Raw genomic sequence first — 19229 nt, 5'->3', positions numbered from 1 at the left:
TACCAAAACAAAGGAGGTTTTGTACATGATCATTAATTATAACGTAACAGGGTCAGAGCGAAAGAGGTTAGTGACAGCACTTAGCGACATCACAGGTGTTAAAGCAAAGTACCTTGGAATGCCCAGCATGGCTTACGAGGTGGATGCCTTTATCATCAACAAGAATGGGATCCTTGAATTTAGTGATAAGGCAGATAGCGAAGAAATCGAAAAGGTGGCCCAGTGTTTGGCAAGGGAGGGTTTTATCGCAGAGGAGCAAATTGACGCCACTGAGGGCAAACAAACCGCAGACAGTGAGGCTTTAAGCCTTTGCGTATCAATGCCAAGGAGTAGCTTTACAGAAAAGGCACTTGAAAACCTAAAAGCGATTATTGAGGCAAAAGGCGATCTTATCCGTCATGCACTAGAAGCAGAAGACTTGCCGATTGAAATTTCTGAAGATGAAGTTTCATTCCCATGGTTTAAAGAAATACCAACACTAGAAGAGGTTAAGGCTTACAACCATTTTATTTCTGCACTTTGCGAGATGGCGCAAAACCAGAAACGCATTACTGCAAAAGAAAAGGAAACCCCAAATGAAAAATACGCATTTAGATGCTTTTTACTCCGCCTTGGCTTTATTGGCAAAGAGTATAAAGAAGAACGAAAAATATTGCTCAGAAATCTAACCGGTTCTGCGGCATTCAAAGGAGGAGTAAAAAATGAGGAAAATCAGTAAAGAACAACTGCTAAACCTTCGTGAGAAGTACCCTGCTGGATGTCGAGTAGAACTATTAAAGATGGATGATATTCAAGCACCAAAGATTGGCACAAAAGGAACAGTTGTAGGAGTTGACGATATTGGTTCTATTATGGTGCGTTGGGATTCAGGCTCCAGCCTCTCAGTAGCTTTTGGCGAAGACCTGTGCAGGAGGATTCACGATGACAGATAAGATAAAACAACAGATTCTTGCTATTCGTGACACAGGTGAAACCAATATGTTTGATGTACGAAAAGTACAGGAAATCGCTCTAAGGGAAGGATATGACGAGTTACTTCTTTACCTTGCAGATAACATCGGGGCTTATTCTAGGTTCATTCTGACTGGTAAGGAGGAATAAAGCCGTGTGGAGAGAAGGTAGCATCAAAGTTCAGGACAGTATCATCCATTACTGGGTAAAATGCTATGAGAATGGCTCGGAATTTGGCATTGACGAAGGGCGCATCTCTAAGCTGATGCTTAAACGTAACGGAAAGATTATTGCAAATTATGACCGAGGTTGGGACATTGAACCTGTGGATGAGGATGCAGAAATTGCGCTTGCTATCCTACTAATGGAACATAACTAAATATTAACAGAGGACAGTGCCAAAATTGGCTCTGTTTCTCGTATAGATAGAGTGATAAGGCTTGCTTGATGCAGGTCTATTTTTATGCTTGTTGGGAGGTGACCGCATATTAGAAAGTTGAAGAAATATAAACCGACAGCTTTTATGGCAAAGGAATCTTATTACGATAAAGATGCTGCAGACTATGCGGTCAACTTTATTGAGTGCTTAAGCCATACCAAAGGTAAATGGTCAGGAAAGCCTTTTGAACTCATAGATTGGCAAGAGCAAATCATCAGAGATATTTTTGGAACACTTAAACCAAATGGATATAGACAGTTTAATACAGCTTATATTGAGATACCAAAGAAAATGGGTAAATCAGAACTTGCGGCTGCTGTTGCCCTACTTCTTTGTTGTGGTGATGGTGAAGAAAGAGCGGAGGTTTATGGTTGTGCTGCAGATCGTCAGCAAGCATCGATAGTATTTGAAGTTGCAGCTGATATGGTGCGTATGAGCCCGGCACTTAGTAAACGAGTTAAAATCCTGTCGGCAACAAAGCGTATTGTTTTTCAGCCGACAAATAGTTTTTATCAAGTGCTTTCAGCTGAAGCCTATTCAAAGCATGGTTTTAATATACACGGTGTTGTTTTTGATGAACTTCATACCCAGCCCAATAGAAAACTCTTTGATGTTATGACCAAGGGTTCTGGTGATGCAAGAACCCAACCGCTGTATTTTCTTATTACCACTGCAGGGTCAGACACCAAATCTATCTGCTATGAGACACATCAAAAAGCGAAAGACCTCTTGGAAGGGCGTAAGGTTGATCCTACATTTTATCCAGTTATTTATGGAGCAGAGGAATCTGATGATTGGACTGATCCAAGAGTATGGAAAAAAGCAAATCCAAGCCTAGGGATTACAGTGGGAATCGACAAGGTAAAAGCCGCTTGTGAATCTGCAAAGCAAAATCCTGCAGAAGAGAATACATTTAGGCAGTTAAGACTTAATCAATGGGTCAAACAAGCAGTTCGCTGGATGCCAATGGATAGGTGGGATAAATGCACTTTTGCCGTGAATGAGGAAGACTTACTTGGAAGAGTTTGCTATGGCGGTTTAGACCTTTCAAGTTCCATTGATATAACAGCCTTTGTACTCGTTTTTCCACCAGAAGATGAGGAGGACAAATATGTTGTTCTTCCCTATTTTTGGTTACCGGAAGAAACCCTTAATCTTAGAGTAAATCGTGACCATGTTCCCTATGATGTATGGGAAAAGCAAGGTTACCTTAAAACTACTGAAGGCAATGTTGTGCATTATGGTTTCATTGAGAAGTTTATTGAAAGTCTTGGTGAGAAATATAATATTCGAGAAATTGCCTTTGACCGTTGGGGTGCAGTTCAGATGGTACAAAACCTTGAAGGCATGGGATTTACTGTTGTTCCATTTGGACAGGGATTTAAAGATATGAGTCCGCCAACCAAGGAACTTATGAAACTAACCTTGGAGGAAAAGGTCGCACATGGTGGACATCCTGTTCTTAGATGGATGATGGATAATATTTTTATTCGTACTGATCCAGCGGGCAACATTAAACCAGATAAAGAGAAATCAACAGAAAAAATAGATGGTGCTGTTGCCACTATTATGGCTTTAGATAGAGCAATTCGCTGTGGCAATGATACGAGTGCTTCGGTTTATGACGGTCGAGGACTACTTGTGTTTTAGGAGAGGAGAGAGAAGTAGATGGGACTACTAAAAAGTATTTTCAAGGCACGTGATAAACCACAGGATAGGATAGCAGGAAGCAATTATAGTTTCTTCTTTGGTGGAACAACGAGTGGGAAACCAGTGAATGAGCATACAGTTATGCAAATGACTGCGGTTTATTCCTGTGTAAGAATACTGGCAGAGGCTGTGGCAGGCCTCCCCCTTCATCTATACAAATACACATCAAGCGGTGGCAAAGAGAAAGCTCTAAATCATCCGCTATACTTTTTATTGCATGATGAGCCAAACCCTGAAATGAGCTCCTTCATTTTCCGGGAAACATTAATGACGCACCTTTTACTATGGGGAAATGCCTATTCCCAGATAATTAGAAACGGGAAAGGTGAAGTCATTGCTTTATATCCGCTGATGCCTAACAAAATGGTGGTCGACCGTGACAGAAACGGCCGGCTTTTTTATTTGTATCAGCAAAGTTCGGAGGATGCACCTACTCTTGGGAAAGACAGCCAAGTTTATCTCTATCCATCCGATGTGCTGCATATTCCTGGTCTTGGCTTTGATGGACTTGTAGGCTACTCACCCATTGCAATGGCGAAGAATGCTGTGGGACTGGCCATGGCTACTGAGGAATACGGAGCCAAGTTTTTTGCCAACGGAGCAGCGCCTGGAGGAGTGCTTGAACATCCCGGCACGATTAAGGACCCTCAAAAAGTGAAGGAAAGCTGGAATAAGGCTTATCAAGGAAGCGCTAATTCACACCGTGTGGCAGTGCTTGAGGAAGGTATGAAATATCAGCCAATCGGCATCTCGCCAGAACAGGCACAGTTTTTAGAGACAAGGAAGTTTCAGATCAATGAAATCGCTCGAATTTTTCGTGTGCCTCCCCATATGGTTGGAGACTTGGAAAAGTCGAGCTTTTCTAATATTGAGCAACAATCCCTTGAGTTTGTGAAATACACCTTGGACCCTTGGGTGATTCGATGGGAGCAGGCAATCAGTCGATCCCTTTTAAGACCAGATGAAAAGAAGATGTATTTTTCCAAGTTCAATGTGGACGGTCTGCTTCGAGGGGACTATGTTTCAAGGATGAACGGCTATGCCACCGCCAGACAAAATGGCTGGATGAGTGCCAACGATATCAGAGAACTGGAGAATCTTGACCGAATCCCAGTTGAACTAGGTGGTGATTTATACCTTATCAATGGCAATATGACCAAACTGGCAGATGCGGGCATATTTGCAAATAAAGAAGGATTGGAGGTAAAAACCGAATGAGGAAATTTTGGAATTGGGTGCGTGATGAAGATACACAATCACGAACCCTCTACTTAAACGGGGCAATTGCAGAGGAGAGTTGGTTTGAAGATGATGTAACACCTGCGGCTTTTAAGTCAGACCTTATGGCTGGTGAAGGGGATATCGTTGTATGGATCAACTCTCCTGGTGGTGATTGTATCGCAGCATCACAGATTTACAACATGCTTATGGAATACAAAGGAAATGTAACAATCAAGATTGATGGCATTGCAGCATCGGCAGCTTCAGTCATTGCCATGGCAGGTACTGAAATCTTAATGTCTCCCACTTCCCTGATGATGGTTCATAATCCATTTACCATTGCCATCGGTGATAGTGAGGAGATGCAAAAGGCAATACAAATGCTAGATGAAGTAAAGGAAAGTATCATCAATGCTTATGAACTGAAAACCGGTTTATCACGAACAAGGCTATCACAACTAATGGATGCTGAAACATGGTTGAATGCCAATAAGGCACTTGAACTTGGATTTGCAGATGCCATTATGTTCAAGCCAGGAGAAAGTCCGCCACAAGATAGCTTTGTATTTAGCAGAAGAGCAGTGACCAATTCACTTATGGATAAACTTCAAAAACCAGACTTAAAACAGTCAACCGAGCCGCTTTATGAGCGGCTAAATTTATTAAAATATTAGGAGGAAATGAAAATGAGTAAAATTCTTGAACTGCGTGAAAAACGAGCAAAAGCATGGGAGTCAGCAAAGGCATTTCTTGATTCAAAACGTGGCAGTGATGGACTTGTTTCTGCAGAAGATGCCGCAACCTACGACAAAATGGAGGCAGATATTGTTAATCTAGGTAAGGAAATCGCAAGACTGGAACGCCAAGAGGCACTTGAAGCAGAGCTTAACAAACCTGTGAACATGCCTCTTACTGGAAAACCAAATATTCCAGGGATGGAAACAAAGACTGGAAGAGCAAGTGATGATTATAAGAAGTTATTTTGGAATGTCATGCGAAGCAAAAATCCTAGACATGATGTACTCAATTCCCTATCTGTAGGAACTGATTCTGAGGGTGGATATCTTGTTCCAGATGAATTTGAACGTACCCTAATTCAAACCCTTGAGGAAGAAAATGTGTTCCGTAAGCTGGCAAAGATTATTCAGACTTCAAGCGGTGACAGAAAAATTCCTGTTGTGGTGACCAAAGGAACTGCGGCTTGGCTTGATGAAGGCGAGGAATTTGATGAGAGTGATTCTGTATTTGGTCAGACTTCCATTGGTGCATATAAGTTGGGTACGATGATCAAAGTCTCGGATGAACTCTTAAACGATAGTGTATTTAATCTTGAAAGCTATATTTCCACTGAGTTTGCCAGAAGAATTGGAGCAAAGGAAGAGGAAGCATTTCTTGTTGGAGATGCTGATGGAAAACCTACAGGCATTTTCAATGCGACTGGTGGAGCACAGCTTGGGATTACTGCAGGATCGGCTACAGCAATTACAGCAGATGAGATTATCGATCTTGTCTACTCATTAAAAGCACCATACAGAAAAAATGCAGTGTTCTTAATGAATGATGCAACGGTGAAAGCAATCCGTAAACTAAAAGACGGACAGGGCCAATATCTATGGCAGCCATCGCTGACTGCGGGTACTCCAGATACATTGCTAAACCGTCCAGTATATACTTCAGCCTATGCTCCAATTATTGAGGCTGGGGCAAAGACCATCGCATTTGGTGACTTTGGTTACTACTGGATTGCGGACAGACAAGGACGTTCTTTCAAGCGTTTAAATGAGCTATTTGCAACCACTGGTCAAGTTGGTTTCCTTGCAAGTCAACGTGTGGATGGTAAATTGATCCTTCCTGAAGCTGTTAAAATCCTACAGCAAAAGGCTTAATGGGAGGTGCAAATGATGAGTTATAACACAAAGAACTATACCGAGCAGGGTGGAGAAAAAACGGTTATTGGCGGTGTGCTAGAAATTAAAGAGGAAGCCACAGTAACGGGCCTCCCTGTTCTTGAAAATCAATCAGTGAGTACTGCTGATACCGTAGAAGCTCTGGTGACGGATTTTAATGCTCTGCTTACCAAATTAAAGGATGCAGGACTTATGACTGCAGATATACCTTAATGAAAGGATGGTGGCGGAGATGACGCTGTTTGAAAAAGTCAAAATGAATTTGATTTTAGAGCATGACCGAGATGATGAACTTCTAAAAAGCTACATCGATGCCGCCATATCCTATGCTGAAAGCTATCAGCATTTACCGGAAGGGCATTATGCTGAAAATACAATGTCCCCAACTACCGAGCAAGCCGTCATCATGTTATCTTCCCACTTCTATGAAAGTAGGGATGGTAGCACTGGCGGCTTCTTTGCTGATAGTGCATTGGCAGGACAACAGGCAAGGGAAACGGTCAATGTACTCTTACGGCTTGACCGGGATTGGAAGGTGTAGTTTATGAGTTTTGGAAAGATGAGTACTTATATCGTTATCATAACTACTGAAACAATCAAAGATAACGAGGGTTTTGGAAAGACTGAAGACACAATTATCGCTTCAGTAAGGGCATATAAGGAGGAGCGACATGCCAGTGAAAAGTGGTCAAATAGAGCGGTGTTTTCTGAAGCAACTGCGCTATTTTGCTTTCGCAAGATACCAGATACCCCAGTGACTACCAAGATGGTGATTGTTTGCAGTGATGGACGCTATGAAATCACAGGTGTAGAAGATGTAAAAAGTCGAGGGATGTATATTGAAGTTCTAGCAAAAAAGGTGGTGGCGTCAAGTGGCTAAAGTCGATGTAAGAATGCCGGAGGATTTTCTGCTAAAAATTTCAAAGCTAGGAAACAAGACAGATGAAATCATTGCTAAAGTATTGGAATCCGGTGGAGAAGTTGTAGAAGCAAAAGTAAAAAGCAATCTGCAAGGTGTTATCGGTAGTGGAACAAAAGAAAAAAACCGTTCCACAGGAGAACTCGTTGCTTCACTAGGTGTCTCCCCTACCAAAATGGATAGGAGCGGTAATTTTAACGTGAAGGTCGGCTTTAAAGAACCACGAAAAGACGGTGCAAGCAATGCCAAGATTGCCAATATCATAGAGTACGGGAAATCCGGTCAACCACCTAAACCCTTTTTAAAGCCAGCAAAAAGAACTTCAAGAAAGCCCTGTATCGAAGCCATGAAACAGCGATTTGATGAAGAGGTGGATAAGATATGAGTATCTTAAAAGAATTAAATCTCATAGCAGACTTGTGTAGCATTCCAGTAGAAACAGGTGTGTTTTCCGGTGTTCCACCTGATGTTTATCTTGTGATAACACCTCTAGTTGATTTGTTTGAGGTTCATGCTGATAACACACCGGAATATGAAGTACAAGAAGTAAGGCTTTCTTTGTTTGCTAAAGGTAGCTATACCATTTTAAAAAATTTAATTGTCCGCACTCTGTTGGGTGCGGATTTTACGATAACAGATCGCCGGTATATCGGGCATGAAGATGATACCGGCTATCATCACTATGCCATAGATGTGGCTAAAACATACGAATTTCAAATAGAAAAGGAGGGCTAAAACATGGCTACAATCGGTCTTGACAGACTTTATTATGCAAAAATCACTGAAGAGTCAAACGGTGATGAAACCTATGAAACTCCGGTGCCTTTGGCTAAAGCAATCAGTGCAGAGCTTTCAGTGGAACTTGCTGAAGCAACGCTTTATGCTGACGATGGCGCGGCGGAGATCATTAAAGAATTCAGAAACGGAACATTATCCCTTGGCATTGATGATATTGGACTGAAAGCTGCCGGGGATTTAACAGGTGCAACAATTGATGATAATCATGTTTTGATATCAACCAGTGAGGACGGTGGTGATCCTGTTGCTGTTGGCTTTAGGGCAAAGAAAGCAAACGGAAAATACCGTTACTTTTGGCTGTACCGGGTGAAGTTTGGTATCCCTGCAACAAACCTTGCCACAAAGGGTGACACCATTACATTTTCAACACCTACCATTGAAGGGACTGTACTTCGCAGAAATATGCTGGATGGTCAAGGGAAGCATCCATGGAAAGCAGAGGTTAATGAGGGCGATGAAGGTGTAAATCAGGCAGTTATTACCGGCTGGTTCAGTGAAGTATATGAGCCTACATTTGCTAACGGCGAATCAGGAGAATAAGGAGGATTTTTATGGATAAGGAACGCAGTGCGCTGATTAATATCGGTGGTCAGGAATACGAGCTTATTTTAACCACAAAGGCAACGAAGGAAATCGCAAAAAGGTATGGTGGACTAGAAAACTTAGGTGAAAAGCTAATGAACGCAGAAAACTTTGAAATGGCCCTTGATGAGATTGTCTGGCTTATCACCTTGCTTGCCAATCAAAGTATCTTGATTGGCAACCGGCTAAAGGGTGATAAAAGAGAACTTTTAGTTGAAGATGATGTGGAACTTCTTACATCCCCTTTGGAACTTGCAACTTATAAGGATGCCATCATGGAGGCTATGTTTAAAGGGACAAAACGAAATATAGCGTCTGAGGAAACAGACTCAAAAAACGTTCAGGTCGAGTAAGCAATGAAGAATTGTTTGCTCGACTTATTTATTACGGAGTGACCCAGCTTCACAGACCAGAGATAGAAGTTTGGCTGATGCCCATTGGAGAACTTTTAGATCAATGGGAGATTCATAAACAGTTCACCGACATGGCAAAACCCAAAAGGGAGATATTTATCGATGACATTATTCCAGTAGGGATTTAAGGGGGTGGTAAGGTGGCAGATAATTTTGGTTTAAAAATTGGGATTGAGGGTGAAAAGCAATTTAAAAATGCCCTGCGGGAGATCAATCAAAGCTTTAGGGTGCTCGGTTCTGAAATGAAACTGGTATCCTCCCAGTTTGATAAAAATGATAAATCCATTCAAGCGATAACAGCAAGAAATAATCAGCTAAATAAAGAAATAGATGCACAAAGAGAGAAAGTAGCTACCCTTGAAAAGGCATTAGCCAATGCTGCCGCCTCCTTTGGTGAAAACGATAGAAGGACCCTATCTTGGCAAACACAACTAAACAATGCCAATGCCGAGTTAAATAACATGGAGCGTGAGCTAAAAGAATCCCAGGAAGAAGTAAAAAAGCTCAACAGGGAAAAACTGGATAAACTCGTAGGTGGACTAAAACAAGCGGGCGACATTGCAGGGAGAGTTTTAGTCGCAGGGTTAAAAGCGGCGGCAGCGGCTATGGCGGCAATTGGAGCAGGGGCAGTTGCCACAGGAAAATGGATAAAAGATTCCCTTAATGTTTACGCCGAATATGAAGATGCCATGAAACAGGTTCAAGCAACCATGGGTCTTGCTGGAGAAGAGGGTGAAGAAGCTTTTAAGAAACTCTCAGATGCTGCTAAAGAAGCAGGTGCCAGTACGAGGTTTACTGCTTCAGAATCAGCGGAGGCTTTAAATTATCTTGCCCTTGCTGGTTATGATGCTGAGCAGGCTATAGATGCACTTCCAGGGGTATTAACCCTTGCCGCTGCAGGTGGTATGGATTTAGCAAGAGCATCGGATCTTGTTACCGACTCTATGGCAGCTCTAGGGCTTGGAATTTCAGATATGGACTTATACATGGACATGATGGCAAGGACTTCTCAAAGGTCTAACACCAATGTTCAGCAATTAGGTGAGGGTATCTTAGTAGCCGGTGCCACCATGAAAAATGCAGGACAAGAGTTAGATACATTAAATGTTATGCTAGGAGTCCTTGCCAATCGTGGTATTAAAGGTGCAGAAGGCGGAACGAAGCTAAGGAACATAGTAATGGCTTTAACCTCCCCTACCTCAAGAGCCGCCAATGAACTGGATAACCTTGGGATAAGCGTCAGCGATTCAGATGGCAATATCCGCGACTTAAATGAAATATTAACGGAACTAAATACTGAACTTAGCGGTCTTTCAGAAGCAGATAAATTAAATGCCTTAAGCAATATTTTTAACAAACAAGATATCGCCGGTATCAATGCCCTGCTTTCAGGCACTGGCGAGGAAATGAACAACCTTTATAACGAGCTTGCCAATGCAGAAGGTGCCGCAGTACAAATGTCTGAAACCATGGAGAGCGGACTTGCAGGCTCCGTTCGTAGTTTAAAGTCGGCATATGAAGGACTACAGATAGTTATCGGCGAGCAGTTTTCTGATATGGCGGGGAATGCTGTAGGAGAAGTTACCACACTGGTAAGGGAAGTAACAGAAATCTTAAATGACGGTTTTCAAGAAGGTGATATCGAAGCCATAGGTGAAAAGATATCATCTTTTTTAATGAAAGGGATAAATAGGATTAGTGAGTATCTTCCTGAAGTTATCAACATGGTATCGACCATGCTCACAGAACTTGTAAATGTGTTGGTAGCCTTACTTCCTACCCTTCTACCACCACTACTGGATGGAGCCATTGCTTTACTTAATGGATTGATTGATGCAATCACTACAAATATTGGGCCACTTATTGATATGGTGGTTTATCTTGTTATGACGGTAGCAGAATTCATCATAGAAAATTTACCCTTGCTTATAGAAGCGGCTATTCAAATAGTAGTGGCATTGGCTCTTGGCATAGCTGATGCATTGCCACAGTTAATCCCGTCAATTATTGAAGCCATTTATTTAATCGTAGAAACCCTTTTAAACAATATGGATCAGATTTTGGATGCCGCTTTAAAAATCATCATGGGACTGGCAAAGGGACTTATGGATGCACTGCCTAGGTTAATTGAAGCTTTGCCTAAAATAATCAGTGCAATTATTGATTTTATCACCAATAGCCTACCGCTAATCATTGATATGGGTATTCGGCTCATACTTCAGCTTGCTGTAGGTCTTATAAAAGCAATACCACAGTTAGTGGCGAGTCTACCTCAAATTGTGACTGCCATAATCACAGGCATAGGCAAAGCGGCTCTTTCAATTGTCGAGGTAGGTAAAAATATTGTGAGAGGTTTATGGGATGGAATCGCTTCAATGGTTACTTGGATTAAGGATAAAGTGAGCAATTTTGTAGGCGGTATTGTAAGTGGTGTCAAAGGTTTACTAGGGATTAAATCGCCATCTACTGTCTTTGCTGGAATTGGGGACAATATGGCCCAAGGTTTGGGTGATGGTTTTGACAAGGCAATGGGCAAGGTTTCAGAGGATATCCAAGGTGCAATCCCTACGGATTTTGATGTAAACTCAAATGTCAATTTAAACGGCATTGGTGGATATGTTGCTGGGATGGGTGGAGGTCCCCTTGTAACAGTTCAGCAGATGATTGTTCGAAGTGAGGATGACATTCGAAAGGTATCGCAGGAATTATACAACTTGATGCAAACAGGCTCCCGTGCACAGGGACGATTTATTACAACTTAAAGGAGGGCGGTTATGGGATTTGTTTATAATGGGATTAACTCAAGGGACATGAAAATAAAAGCAAGATTGACAAGCTGGCAGGCATCCCCCGCCCTTAGAAATTCCTATGAAATTGTACCGGGAAAAGCAGGTGTCGCTGATTTTGGATGTGACAGTGCAGAACGGATTATTGTTGTTAACTGCAACGTGTTCCCGCAAAAAAGCTTTGCCGATTTAGTCGGTGCACTCGATGATTTGGCTGAATGGCTAAATCCCATGAATGGTTTAAAGCAAATTGTGTTAGAAGATATTCCTAATCGCTATTTTAACGCTCGCCTTTCTGAACAGGTGGATTGTGAGAGAATACTTAGAACAGCCGGTTCTTTTGATTTAAAGTTTATCTGTCCTGATCCCCATGCTTATGCTTTAGCAGACGAGATATTTACGATTTCAAATGAAGGAAGCCATGAGGTTGAGCGAGTGACCGGAAACGCTGATTCTGAACCTGTATATCAGCTAAGGGGTGTTATTAGTAGTTCTGCATCAACTTATATCTCTATTTCAACAAATGGTGAAGAACTCCGAGTGGTGGGTGCATTATCTGCAGATGAAGTTTTAGTCATTGACAGTGGTCTGGTGACGGCTAAGATTACCGATCTGAATGGAAATACACTGAGAAATGGACTGCCTGGTCTGGATGAATTGAATTTCCCTGTTCTTCATAAAGGAGATAATGAAATAACGGTATCAGTGGTTGGAGCCACATTTTCTGAATTAAGAGTTTTAGCAAAGAGCAGATGGAGGTGATCTGGTGGCGATTAAATCAATTTTAACAGTACAGACAGATTTTACAGGTGAGTTTCCAGTAAATGATAAGACAGTCGCTCTGTGGCGGTTTAATGAAGCTACACCAGATGGCAACACAATGCTTTTGGATGCTTCAGGCTACAACAGAAACTTCTTTGTATCGGGATGGTCAGGCACATCAGCAAGCTTGGTATCCGGTAGATTGGGAAGGTATTTTAGACAGAACATTATTAATCCAACAAGTGAAAGAACCTATTTAGTGGCTACCAATGACGGTAGTTTTTTTAGCGATTTAGGGGAGAAGATTGTTGTAGGTGGTTGGATAAATCCTACCACTTATTCCATTGGTCAGAACTTTATCCCTATTTTCAATACCAGACAAGGACCAGACCAGCCAATCTTTTATGTATCTTTATATCAAGGCAGACCACGTCTGATGCTGTATAATGCTTCGGGAACACTGATTTATGATCAAACAGAAACACCTGCCATTACTCTAAGGAATAACGGTTGGTATTTTATCGCTTCCATCATTGAGGTAAGCAATAAAAGAGTACAGAACTTACTTTGTGACCGTAGTGATGGTGCTATTTGGCAATCTCCGGTCCGAACATTTGCCGGAGATTTGAATCAAGGCTGTGTTGCAGATATTGTCATGGGAATGCATGCCGATACCTACTACTATGCAGGAGGGATTGATGACTGGTTTTATGAAAAGGATTCTGCTCTTTCAATGGAGGATCTTATTTCCCATTTCAAATCTTCCATATTGGCAAACGGTGGTGACAGTACTGCTGATGTAGATGCCTTAACCGAACCCGGTGCGGTTTTACTTAAAGAAACAAATGGAGTTTTTGCTCCAAGTGGTCAGCTTTATACCACTGCTACAGCCTGTGGTCTTTCGGGAACAGGGCGGGTATCAGCCACCAGTGAATACACTGCTGGAATTACGGCCATAAGCCTAGTAGAAACATCCACTTCGGATGACTTGGATAGTTGGACACAGTGGCAGACAGTCGGTGCAAGTGGCGAATTGCAATCGCCCAATAGAGCCTATATTCGCTATCGCATTACCCTATCAACTCAAGATACCAGCAGAACACCGAGACTTCTGGAGATACAGCTCCATGACATTCCAAAGCCGCCTTATGAGCAATTAGGGTTTGCCAGACCGGTTTTGTTGGATGAAAGCGGTGCATGGGAAGCAGTATTGGAAAATGCCTTTGACATCTTGGTAACCAGTGAAGTGAATGGCGCCGATTTTTTAGAGTTTAAGCTACCCTTTCATGATCCAAAACGAGAAACCCTGGACAATGAAAAGCAAGTGCAAATCGTTAATGATGTGTATCGCATTCGGACGGTATCAGATGAGAAAAACTCCGATGGCAGAGTGGTCACTCAAGTATATGCAGAAGCAGCCTTCTATGATCTTTCATTTAGCACAGCGAAAGAACCCATGGAGTTTACTGCAGAGACACCAGAAGTACCAATGGGTTATGCATTGCTTAATACGGGTTGGGTGCTGGGGAATGTTACTGTCAGTACCAGAAGGACATGGGAGTCCACAGAAAAGAATGCCTTATCTATCCTTCGAGCCACACAAAACATCCATGGTGGTGACTTGATTTTTGATAGTGCCAATCGTGAGGTGCACCTTCTGACCTTTAGTGGCATCGATAGTGGTGCGCTGTTTAGCTACAGAAAAAACATGAAAAGCATACAGCGGGTAGTGGATACAAGAAGTCTTGTTACACGGCTTTATGCCTATGGCAAAGAGGGTATGACCTTTGCTTCCATTAATGGCAACAGAGAGTATGTGGAGGATTACAGCTACTCATCGGAAATAAGGGTGGCAACGCTGGATGCTTCTTCCTTTAGTAGCCCCTATCAGATGTTGGAGTTTGCCAATATGCGGTTGGCTCAATATGCAAGACCGAGAATTTCTTATGTCCTTTCAGCCATGGACCTGTCGGTGCTGACAGGCTATGAACATGAAGCATGGAATCTTGGGGATATAGTGACCGTAGATGATAGGGACTTAAATCTATCTGTAAAAACCCGTGTAGTACGCAGACAATACAATCTACAAGAGCCTTGGAAAACAGTACTGGAACTATCTACAACTTTAAGAGAACTGGGGGATGCATCTGCTGGGTGGGATAAAGCCGCCGATATCCTTTCCTCTGCGGACGTTCTTGACAGGCAGGAGGTTAAAGACCTAGTACCCTTTAACCATTTGCGCAACTCAAGAGCCGATGATGGCATAACCTATTGGCTCAATTCAGGCTTTACCGTTGACCCTAATAATGGGGTATCAGGAGAGGCCTCCTTTAAGGCAGATGGTGTACTGTGGATGACAAAGAGCCTATCTCAAACGGTCTATCCAGCAAGCCGAAGAAGTTATACACTCTCTGCACAGATTGCATCGGAGAATCTACAAAAAGGGCCAAATGGCCAAGTAGGAATTGAAGTTGACATTGAATATGAGGATGGTACAACGGAAACACGACTTATTGATCTATTTTAGGAAAGGGGTGGTGCTATGGCATATTTCACACAGACGTCACATGTTATTTCTGCGAAGAGTTTAAGCAAAATTAAATCCCTGACCATTCGCCTTTTTATTACAGACTGCACTGGGGAGATTTTCTTTACAGATATGTTTCTACAAGGCGGCACCATTGCTACAGGTTGGGTTGGACACGTATCCGAGATTCAGTGGACGTTAGATGGGTAGGTGATGCAGTTGTCAGTTATATTTACAAGATTTGCTGAGACCATTCATTGTAAAGAGGATAAAAGAGTTGTAAGCATAACAGTGAAGTTACTTATTGAAGACTGCACCGGTACGGTTTATTTTACCGATATACAGGCACAGGAAGGTAGTAACCTGACAGGATATGTCCCACATACAGAAACCATGCTCCAAAAATATCGGGAAGATGGCGCTATTGTGCCTGTTCGATTTTATAATGGGATTGTTCGTAGTAATGAGACTATCGTGCTGTTTAATCTTGGTTCAACTTCTGCTGGTTTGGATTGTCACATCTATCCGATTCAAAGTATGGCGGAAGGAAGTATCGAGTTGTCACAAGGCGCTGGGGCGCACAAGGTGAAATTTAAAGAAAGTGCAGACCCAGGTGATAAGTTGTCCCTATTGGCTTCAACCAGAGAATGTTTAAAGAATGGCAATCCAACGGACAAAGAGGGTTTCTTTCAATATACCGCAGCCAGTGACAGCAAACATATAGTCAAGCTGGAGGATAGAAAATCCGCTCGGGTGTTATTCGAGTTTCAAGAAATGCAGGAAGGAAGTGAGCGGTCATGAGGGATTATCTGCAAGGGAAACGGTGCATGGTTTGGAGTTTCATGGGCAACGCTCGTATGTATCAAGCCTTACGTGATTATGGGGATCGCTTGGATACGGTAGGAATTTTTACTTTTGAGGTAGATATTACCGGAACAATAACAGAAACGGGCACAAGCATCTCCAGTATGCTTACTTACATCAACCGATGGCCGCACATCAAGTGGCTGCTTACCATTATGAATCATGGTACAGCATCCATATTTACTGCCCTTAGGAATAATACAAATGGTGCGAAGGATAAATTCCTTACTGAGATTATTCGTATTATGAATAAGTATCCCTGGTGTGCTGGAGTGGACATCGACTTGGAACGTGGTGGTGGCTATGAAAATAAAGATGCGGCCAATGCTCTCTTTCGAGATATCTATAATACGGTTAAAGCCTATAATTCGGCTAAGCTAGTCAACATTTGTCTGCCAGGAATGACTGGTGTGCAAGGCTCGGTAGGTGGAGAAAACTGGAGTGTCTATGAGGACTTAGACCCATACTGCGATACTGCAGCAATTATGAGTTATGGCATGGCTTGGGCGGGTTCTGCACCGGGGCCAGTATCCCCTAGGAATTGGCTGGAAGGAATTTATAATTATGCGGTTCGGGTCATGACACCTGAGAAGGTATTCTTAGGATTACCTGGTTATGGCTGGAACTGGCGGATACATGATACCCCTGAAAATCTGGGTATTACGTATCGTGGAATATCAAACACCTATTATGCTGCACAGCTTTGGATGACTGGAGGATATAACTTTACGGGGGATGCCCCACCGCAACCTATGATCCCTATAATTGCTTATTGGGACGACTATGATAAGGTGCCTTGGGCTTTGCCACAAGTATACGATTATATGGAAGGATGGGATGCGATTTCTAGAACATACCCTTTACTGGGAGAAACCTATAACCGTCGCAGGTATTTGACCTCCTACAGCAAACAGCAATCCACTGACTTTGGTACGATTTATATAGATCGAGGAGGTGGCACACCTGATAGTTATTCAGGCAGTGTGTCTGTTTCTTCTCAAATGGTTACCCTTGGAGAAGAAGGTGAAGCAGAATATCAATTTGAAATCTCCTCTGCTGGAGTTTATGATGTGGCCATTCGTATCTCTTTTCCCTTATGGGATAGGAATAGTATTCATGTTGCACTGGACGGAGTAAATACTACCTTCAGTGAAAATAGGTTATGGTGGCCATATTGGCGGACGACTTGTTGGCTTACTTTGGCTTCTGATGTATTCCTTTCAGCGGGGGCCCATACAGTCAGCATCAGTGTTGGTGTGCCAGGAGTCCAATTTTATGGGTTCCGTGTTTGCTCGAATTTCGCCCAGTCACCTTCTGCAGGACAAGCAGAATTTACGCTATCCCCTAGAAAATTTAAGGATGTGAATGGGGTGATGGCAGAGCCGGATCGAGGGTTCAAATTAACCACTGAAGTATTGCGTAGAAGACCAGACTCTGCATTAGCATGGTATGAGGACTTTCGTGATGACATCCCAATTCCATCTAGTTACTGGACAACATTGAGCGGTCAGTGGCAGGTGTGGAAAAACCCCGATGATACAGCCAGTCGTCCATACTCACAGCTTGATGGGTATGGAGAACTTGCGTGGAATTATAACAGCTTTTCAGATGTCCATTTACGGGCAAGACTAGCCTTTACCCCAGAAGGTAGCGGTCGTGCAGGAATTTTTTGTGGCAGTGTTTTTTGCTGTTTCAATTTCAATACCCAGCGCATTGAGCTATATCATGGTTCTCCCCTATTGGGAAGTTACCCTACTGAGATTTCTAAAACATCAGAGTCTGAACTGCGATTCAATCCAAGGATGTACACCATAGAGATGCGGATTCGTGGGAATTCTGTAAGGGTGTATTCAGGAGCAAGTAATACTTTACGCTTTACAGCAAATATCAGTGGATTCACAGGTGGTTATGCCGGAGTCCGATCTGATGGGCGAATTCTATGCGAATTGTTAAGACTTGGTGATGCTTGGACCTATGAGCCTTATGAAAGATTTGATGTAACCTTCCCAGATGGAACTATTACGGAATATGGCAGATTAGCAAGAACTGGTGTGACATGGGACAGTGAGTTTCAAGTTTTTACGGTAAACAGTGATGTAGAGGAAGCTTCCACACGAAGTCAAGACATATCCATGGATTATGATTTCTTTCATTCCGAGTTGCTTCCATTAACCTGTGGAAATGATTATGCAGTAAAAATTGTGCCCAAGGATATTAATGTTTGGTTATCAAGGCTGTTTTTAGGGGATGCAGATGGGTTTTCTATTCTTTATTATCAGGATGTGGATAGCCTTGTCTATTGGGCAAATGAAGCGGCATATCGATGGAAACTACGAGGAATTGCCATATGGTCGCTGGGTCAAGAGGATATGCGGTTATGGGAAGCTTTGCCTAAACAAATATAGAAAAAAACAACAATTCAGGAGTGTTTGCAAATATAGCAGGCACTCCTTTTTATATACTCACAAATCAAGAAGGAGGTAAAAATCATGAAGGAAATTTGGATCTGGATACAAGTTGCTCTTACTGCTATTGGGGGATTCTTTGGTTGGTTTCTAGGAGGTTTTGATGGATTTTTATATGCATTGGTTGCACTGATGGTAGCCGATTATATCACAGGAGTTATGTGTGCCATTGTTGATAAGAAGCTATCCAGTGAAATCGGGTTTAAGGGCATCTTCAAGAAGGTGCTCATCTTTGTTATGGTGGGAATTGGTCATATCATCGATACAAATCTTATCGGGGATGGAAGTGTCCTTAGGACGGCAATTATCTTTTTCTATTGCTCCAACGAGGGGGTTTCCATGCTTGAAAATGCAGGACGTCTGGGACTTCCAATACCAGAGAAATTGAAGGATATCTTAGCACAACTACACAACAAAGGAGGAAATGAATAATGAATTTAAGGAAACTTATTTTTACAAACAATGCTTGTTATAAGGCGGGCAGAAAGATTACACCAAAAGGCATTATGGTTCATAGTACCGGTGCAAATAATCCTAATCTTAGAAGGTATGTCGGACCTGATGATGGTCTATTAGGGGTAAACCAGTACAACAATCACTGGAATCAAGATAGGCCAGATGGTCGGCAAGTTTGTACCCATGCCTTTATTGGCAAGCTGAAAGATGGTTCTATAGCTACTTATCAAACCCTGCCGTGGAACCATAGAGGCTGGCATGCTGGTGGCAGTGCAAATGATACGCATATAGGTTTTGAAATCGTGCGCCCAGATAGGGCAATGTCAACAGCGGTTTAAGGTGCCGCATAGTAAGATAACGCTATTGTCAACCTGTCCAACCGAAAGGCGAAAGCTGACACGGGAACATAGCATGGCAGGAAAGCGGTAA

At 42.5% G+C, this 19229-nt stretch carries 22 protein-coding genes; all 22 read left to right on the top strand.

The genetic code is table 11. The features are described from left to right. The first annotated feature begins 25 nt into the window (after positions 1 to 25). The 22 genes from ACYQ2O_RS01005 to ACYQ2O_RS00900 all read left to right on the top strand — a co-directional run bounded on the left by ACYQ2O_RS01005 (position 26) and on the right by ACYQ2O_RS00900 (position 19138). Positions 26 to 718 (top strand): virulence protein, encoded by a 693-nt coding sequence (locus tag ACYQ2O_RS01005; RefSeq protein WP_346025365.1) that lies wholly within the window; start codon positions 26 to 28, stop codon positions 716 to 718. Continuing rightward, positions 702 to 932 carry a DUF4314 domain-containing protein gene (locus ACYQ2O_RS01000; RefSeq protein ID WP_282866185.1) on the top strand — a complete coding sequence of 77 codons (231 nt, stop codon included), beginning with the start codon at positions 702 to 704 and terminating at the stop codon, positions 930 to 932. The genes ACYQ2O_RS01005 and ACYQ2O_RS01000 overlap by 17 nt, the downstream gene beginning before the upstream one ends. Further along, positions 922 to 1101 carry a DUF5049 domain-containing protein gene (locus ACYQ2O_RS00995; protein WP_346025366.1) on the top strand — a complete coding sequence of 60 codons (180 nt, stop codon included), beginning with the start codon at positions 922 to 924 and terminating at the stop codon, positions 1099 to 1101. The genes ACYQ2O_RS01000 and ACYQ2O_RS00995 overlap by 11 nt, the downstream gene beginning before the upstream one ends. A 4-nt stretch (positions 1102 to 1105) precedes the next feature. Beyond that, on the top strand, positions 1106 to 1330 hold the full coding sequence (locus ACYQ2O_RS00990; protein ID WP_346025367.1) for a DUF7678 domain-containing protein: 225 nt from the start codon (positions 1106 to 1108) through the stop codon (positions 1328 to 1330). Positions 1331 to 1438: 108 nt separating this feature from the next. Further along, positions 1439 to 3040, top strand: coding sequence for a terminase large subunit (locus ACYQ2O_RS00985; RefSeq protein WP_459795835.1), 1602 nt, complete (start codon positions 1439 to 1441; stop codon positions 3038 to 3040). A gap of 18 nt (positions 3041 to 3058) precedes the next feature. After that, on the top strand, positions 3059 to 4318 hold the full coding sequence (locus ACYQ2O_RS00980) for a phage portal protein (protein WP_346025368.1): 1260 nt from the start codon (positions 3059 to 3061) through the stop codon (positions 4316 to 4318). Further along, on the top strand, positions 4315 to 4995 hold the full coding sequence (locus ACYQ2O_RS00975; RefSeq protein WP_346025369.1) for a head maturation protease, ClpP-related: 681 nt from the start codon (positions 4315 to 4317) through the stop codon (positions 4993 to 4995). Before ACYQ2O_RS00980 ends, ACYQ2O_RS00975 begins: the two co-directional genes overlap by 4 nt. A gap of 12 nt (positions 4996 to 5007) precedes the next feature. Further along, the gene (locus ACYQ2O_RS00970) at positions 5008 to 6207 is read left to right on the top strand and encodes a phage major capsid protein (protein ID WP_346025370.1); all 1200 of its coding nucleotides are present in this window, start codon (positions 5008 to 5010) and stop codon (positions 6205 to 6207) included. A gap of 15 nt (positions 6208 to 6222) precedes the next feature. Beyond that, positions 6223 to 6441 carry a Head fiber protein gene (locus tag ACYQ2O_RS00965; RefSeq protein ID WP_346025371.1) on the top strand — a complete coding sequence of 73 codons (219 nt, stop codon included), beginning with the start codon at positions 6223 to 6225 and terminating at the stop codon, positions 6439 to 6441. Between the two features lie 19 nt (positions 6442 to 6460). Beyond that, positions 6461 to 6769, top strand: a complete 309-nt coding sequence (locus ACYQ2O_RS00960) for a head-tail connector protein (RefSeq protein WP_346025372.1) — start codon at positions 6461 to 6463, stop codon at positions 6767 to 6769. A 3-nt stretch (positions 6770 to 6772) separates the two neighbouring features. Continuing rightward, positions 6773 to 7108: a head-tail adaptor protein gene (locus ACYQ2O_RS00955; RefSeq protein WP_346025373.1), complete on the top strand. Its 336-nt coding sequence runs from the start codon at positions 6773 to 6775 to the stop codon at positions 7106 to 7108. Next, positions 7101 to 7532 (top strand): HK97-gp10 family putative phage morphogenesis protein, encoded by a 432-nt coding sequence (locus ACYQ2O_RS00950; RefSeq protein WP_346025374.1) that lies wholly within the window; start codon positions 7101 to 7103, stop codon positions 7530 to 7532. The genes ACYQ2O_RS00955 and ACYQ2O_RS00950 overlap by 8 nt, the downstream gene beginning before the upstream one ends. After that, positions 7529 to 7882, top strand: a complete 354-nt coding sequence (locus ACYQ2O_RS00945; protein ID WP_346025375.1) for a hypothetical protein — start codon at positions 7529 to 7531, stop codon at positions 7880 to 7882. Before ACYQ2O_RS00950 ends, ACYQ2O_RS00945 begins: the two co-directional genes overlap by 4 nt. 3 nt (positions 7883 to 7885) lie before the next feature. After that, positions 7886 to 8485: a major tail protein gene (locus tag ACYQ2O_RS00940; protein WP_346025376.1), complete on the top strand. Its 600-nt coding sequence runs from the start codon at positions 7886 to 7888 to the stop codon at positions 8483 to 8485. 11 nt (positions 8486 to 8496) lie between these two features. Continuing rightward, a complete protein-coding gene (locus ACYQ2O_RS00935) occupies positions 8497 to 8880 on the top strand; it encodes a hypothetical protein (RefSeq protein ID WP_346025377.1) in 384 nt (127 codons plus the stop codon). Positions 8881 to 9080: 200 nt separating this feature from the next. Next, on the top strand, positions 9081 to 11702 hold the full coding sequence (locus ACYQ2O_RS00930; RefSeq protein WP_346025378.1) for a phage tail tape measure protein: 2622 nt from the start codon (positions 9081 to 9083) through the stop codon (positions 11700 to 11702). 12 nt (positions 11703 to 11714) lie between these two features. Further along, the gene (locus ACYQ2O_RS00925; protein WP_346025379.1) at positions 11715 to 12488 is read left to right on the top strand and encodes a distal tail protein Dit; all 774 of its coding nucleotides are present in this window, start codon (positions 11715 to 11717) and stop codon (positions 12486 to 12488) included. A 4-nt stretch (positions 12489 to 12492) separates the two neighbouring features. Continuing rightward, the gene (locus ACYQ2O_RS00920) at positions 12493 to 15015 is read left to right on the top strand and encodes a phage tail protein (protein WP_346025380.1); all 2523 of its coding nucleotides are present in this window, start codon (positions 12493 to 12495) and stop codon (positions 15013 to 15015) included. Positions 15016 to 15228: 213 nt separating this feature from the next. Beyond that, positions 15229 to 15816, top strand: a complete 588-nt coding sequence (locus tag ACYQ2O_RS00915) for a hypothetical protein (RefSeq protein ID WP_346025381.1) — start codon at positions 15229 to 15231, stop codon at positions 15814 to 15816. Further along, positions 15813 to 18284 (top strand): glycosyl hydrolase family 18 protein, encoded by a 2472-nt coding sequence (locus tag ACYQ2O_RS00910; protein ID WP_346025382.1) that lies wholly within the window; start codon positions 15813 to 15815, stop codon positions 18282 to 18284. The genes ACYQ2O_RS00915 and ACYQ2O_RS00910 overlap by 4 nt, the downstream gene beginning before the upstream one ends. A gap of 84 nt (positions 18285 to 18368) precedes the next feature. After that, the gene (locus ACYQ2O_RS00905; protein WP_346025383.1) at positions 18369 to 18776 is read left to right on the top strand and encodes a phage holin family protein; all 408 of its coding nucleotides are present in this window, start codon (positions 18369 to 18371) and stop codon (positions 18774 to 18776) included. Beyond that, the gene (locus ACYQ2O_RS00900) at positions 18776 to 19138 is read left to right on the top strand and encodes a peptidoglycan recognition family protein (RefSeq protein ID WP_346025384.1); all 363 of its coding nucleotides are present in this window, start codon (positions 18776 to 18778) and stop codon (positions 19136 to 19138) included. Before ACYQ2O_RS00905 ends, ACYQ2O_RS00900 begins: the two co-directional genes overlap by 1 nt. The last annotated feature ends 91 nt before the right edge of the window (positions 19139 to 19229 follow it).

The organism is Alkalibacterium sp. m-11, assembly GCF_054658155.1.
This window is presented reverse-complemented; position numbering and strand designations above follow the sequence as displayed.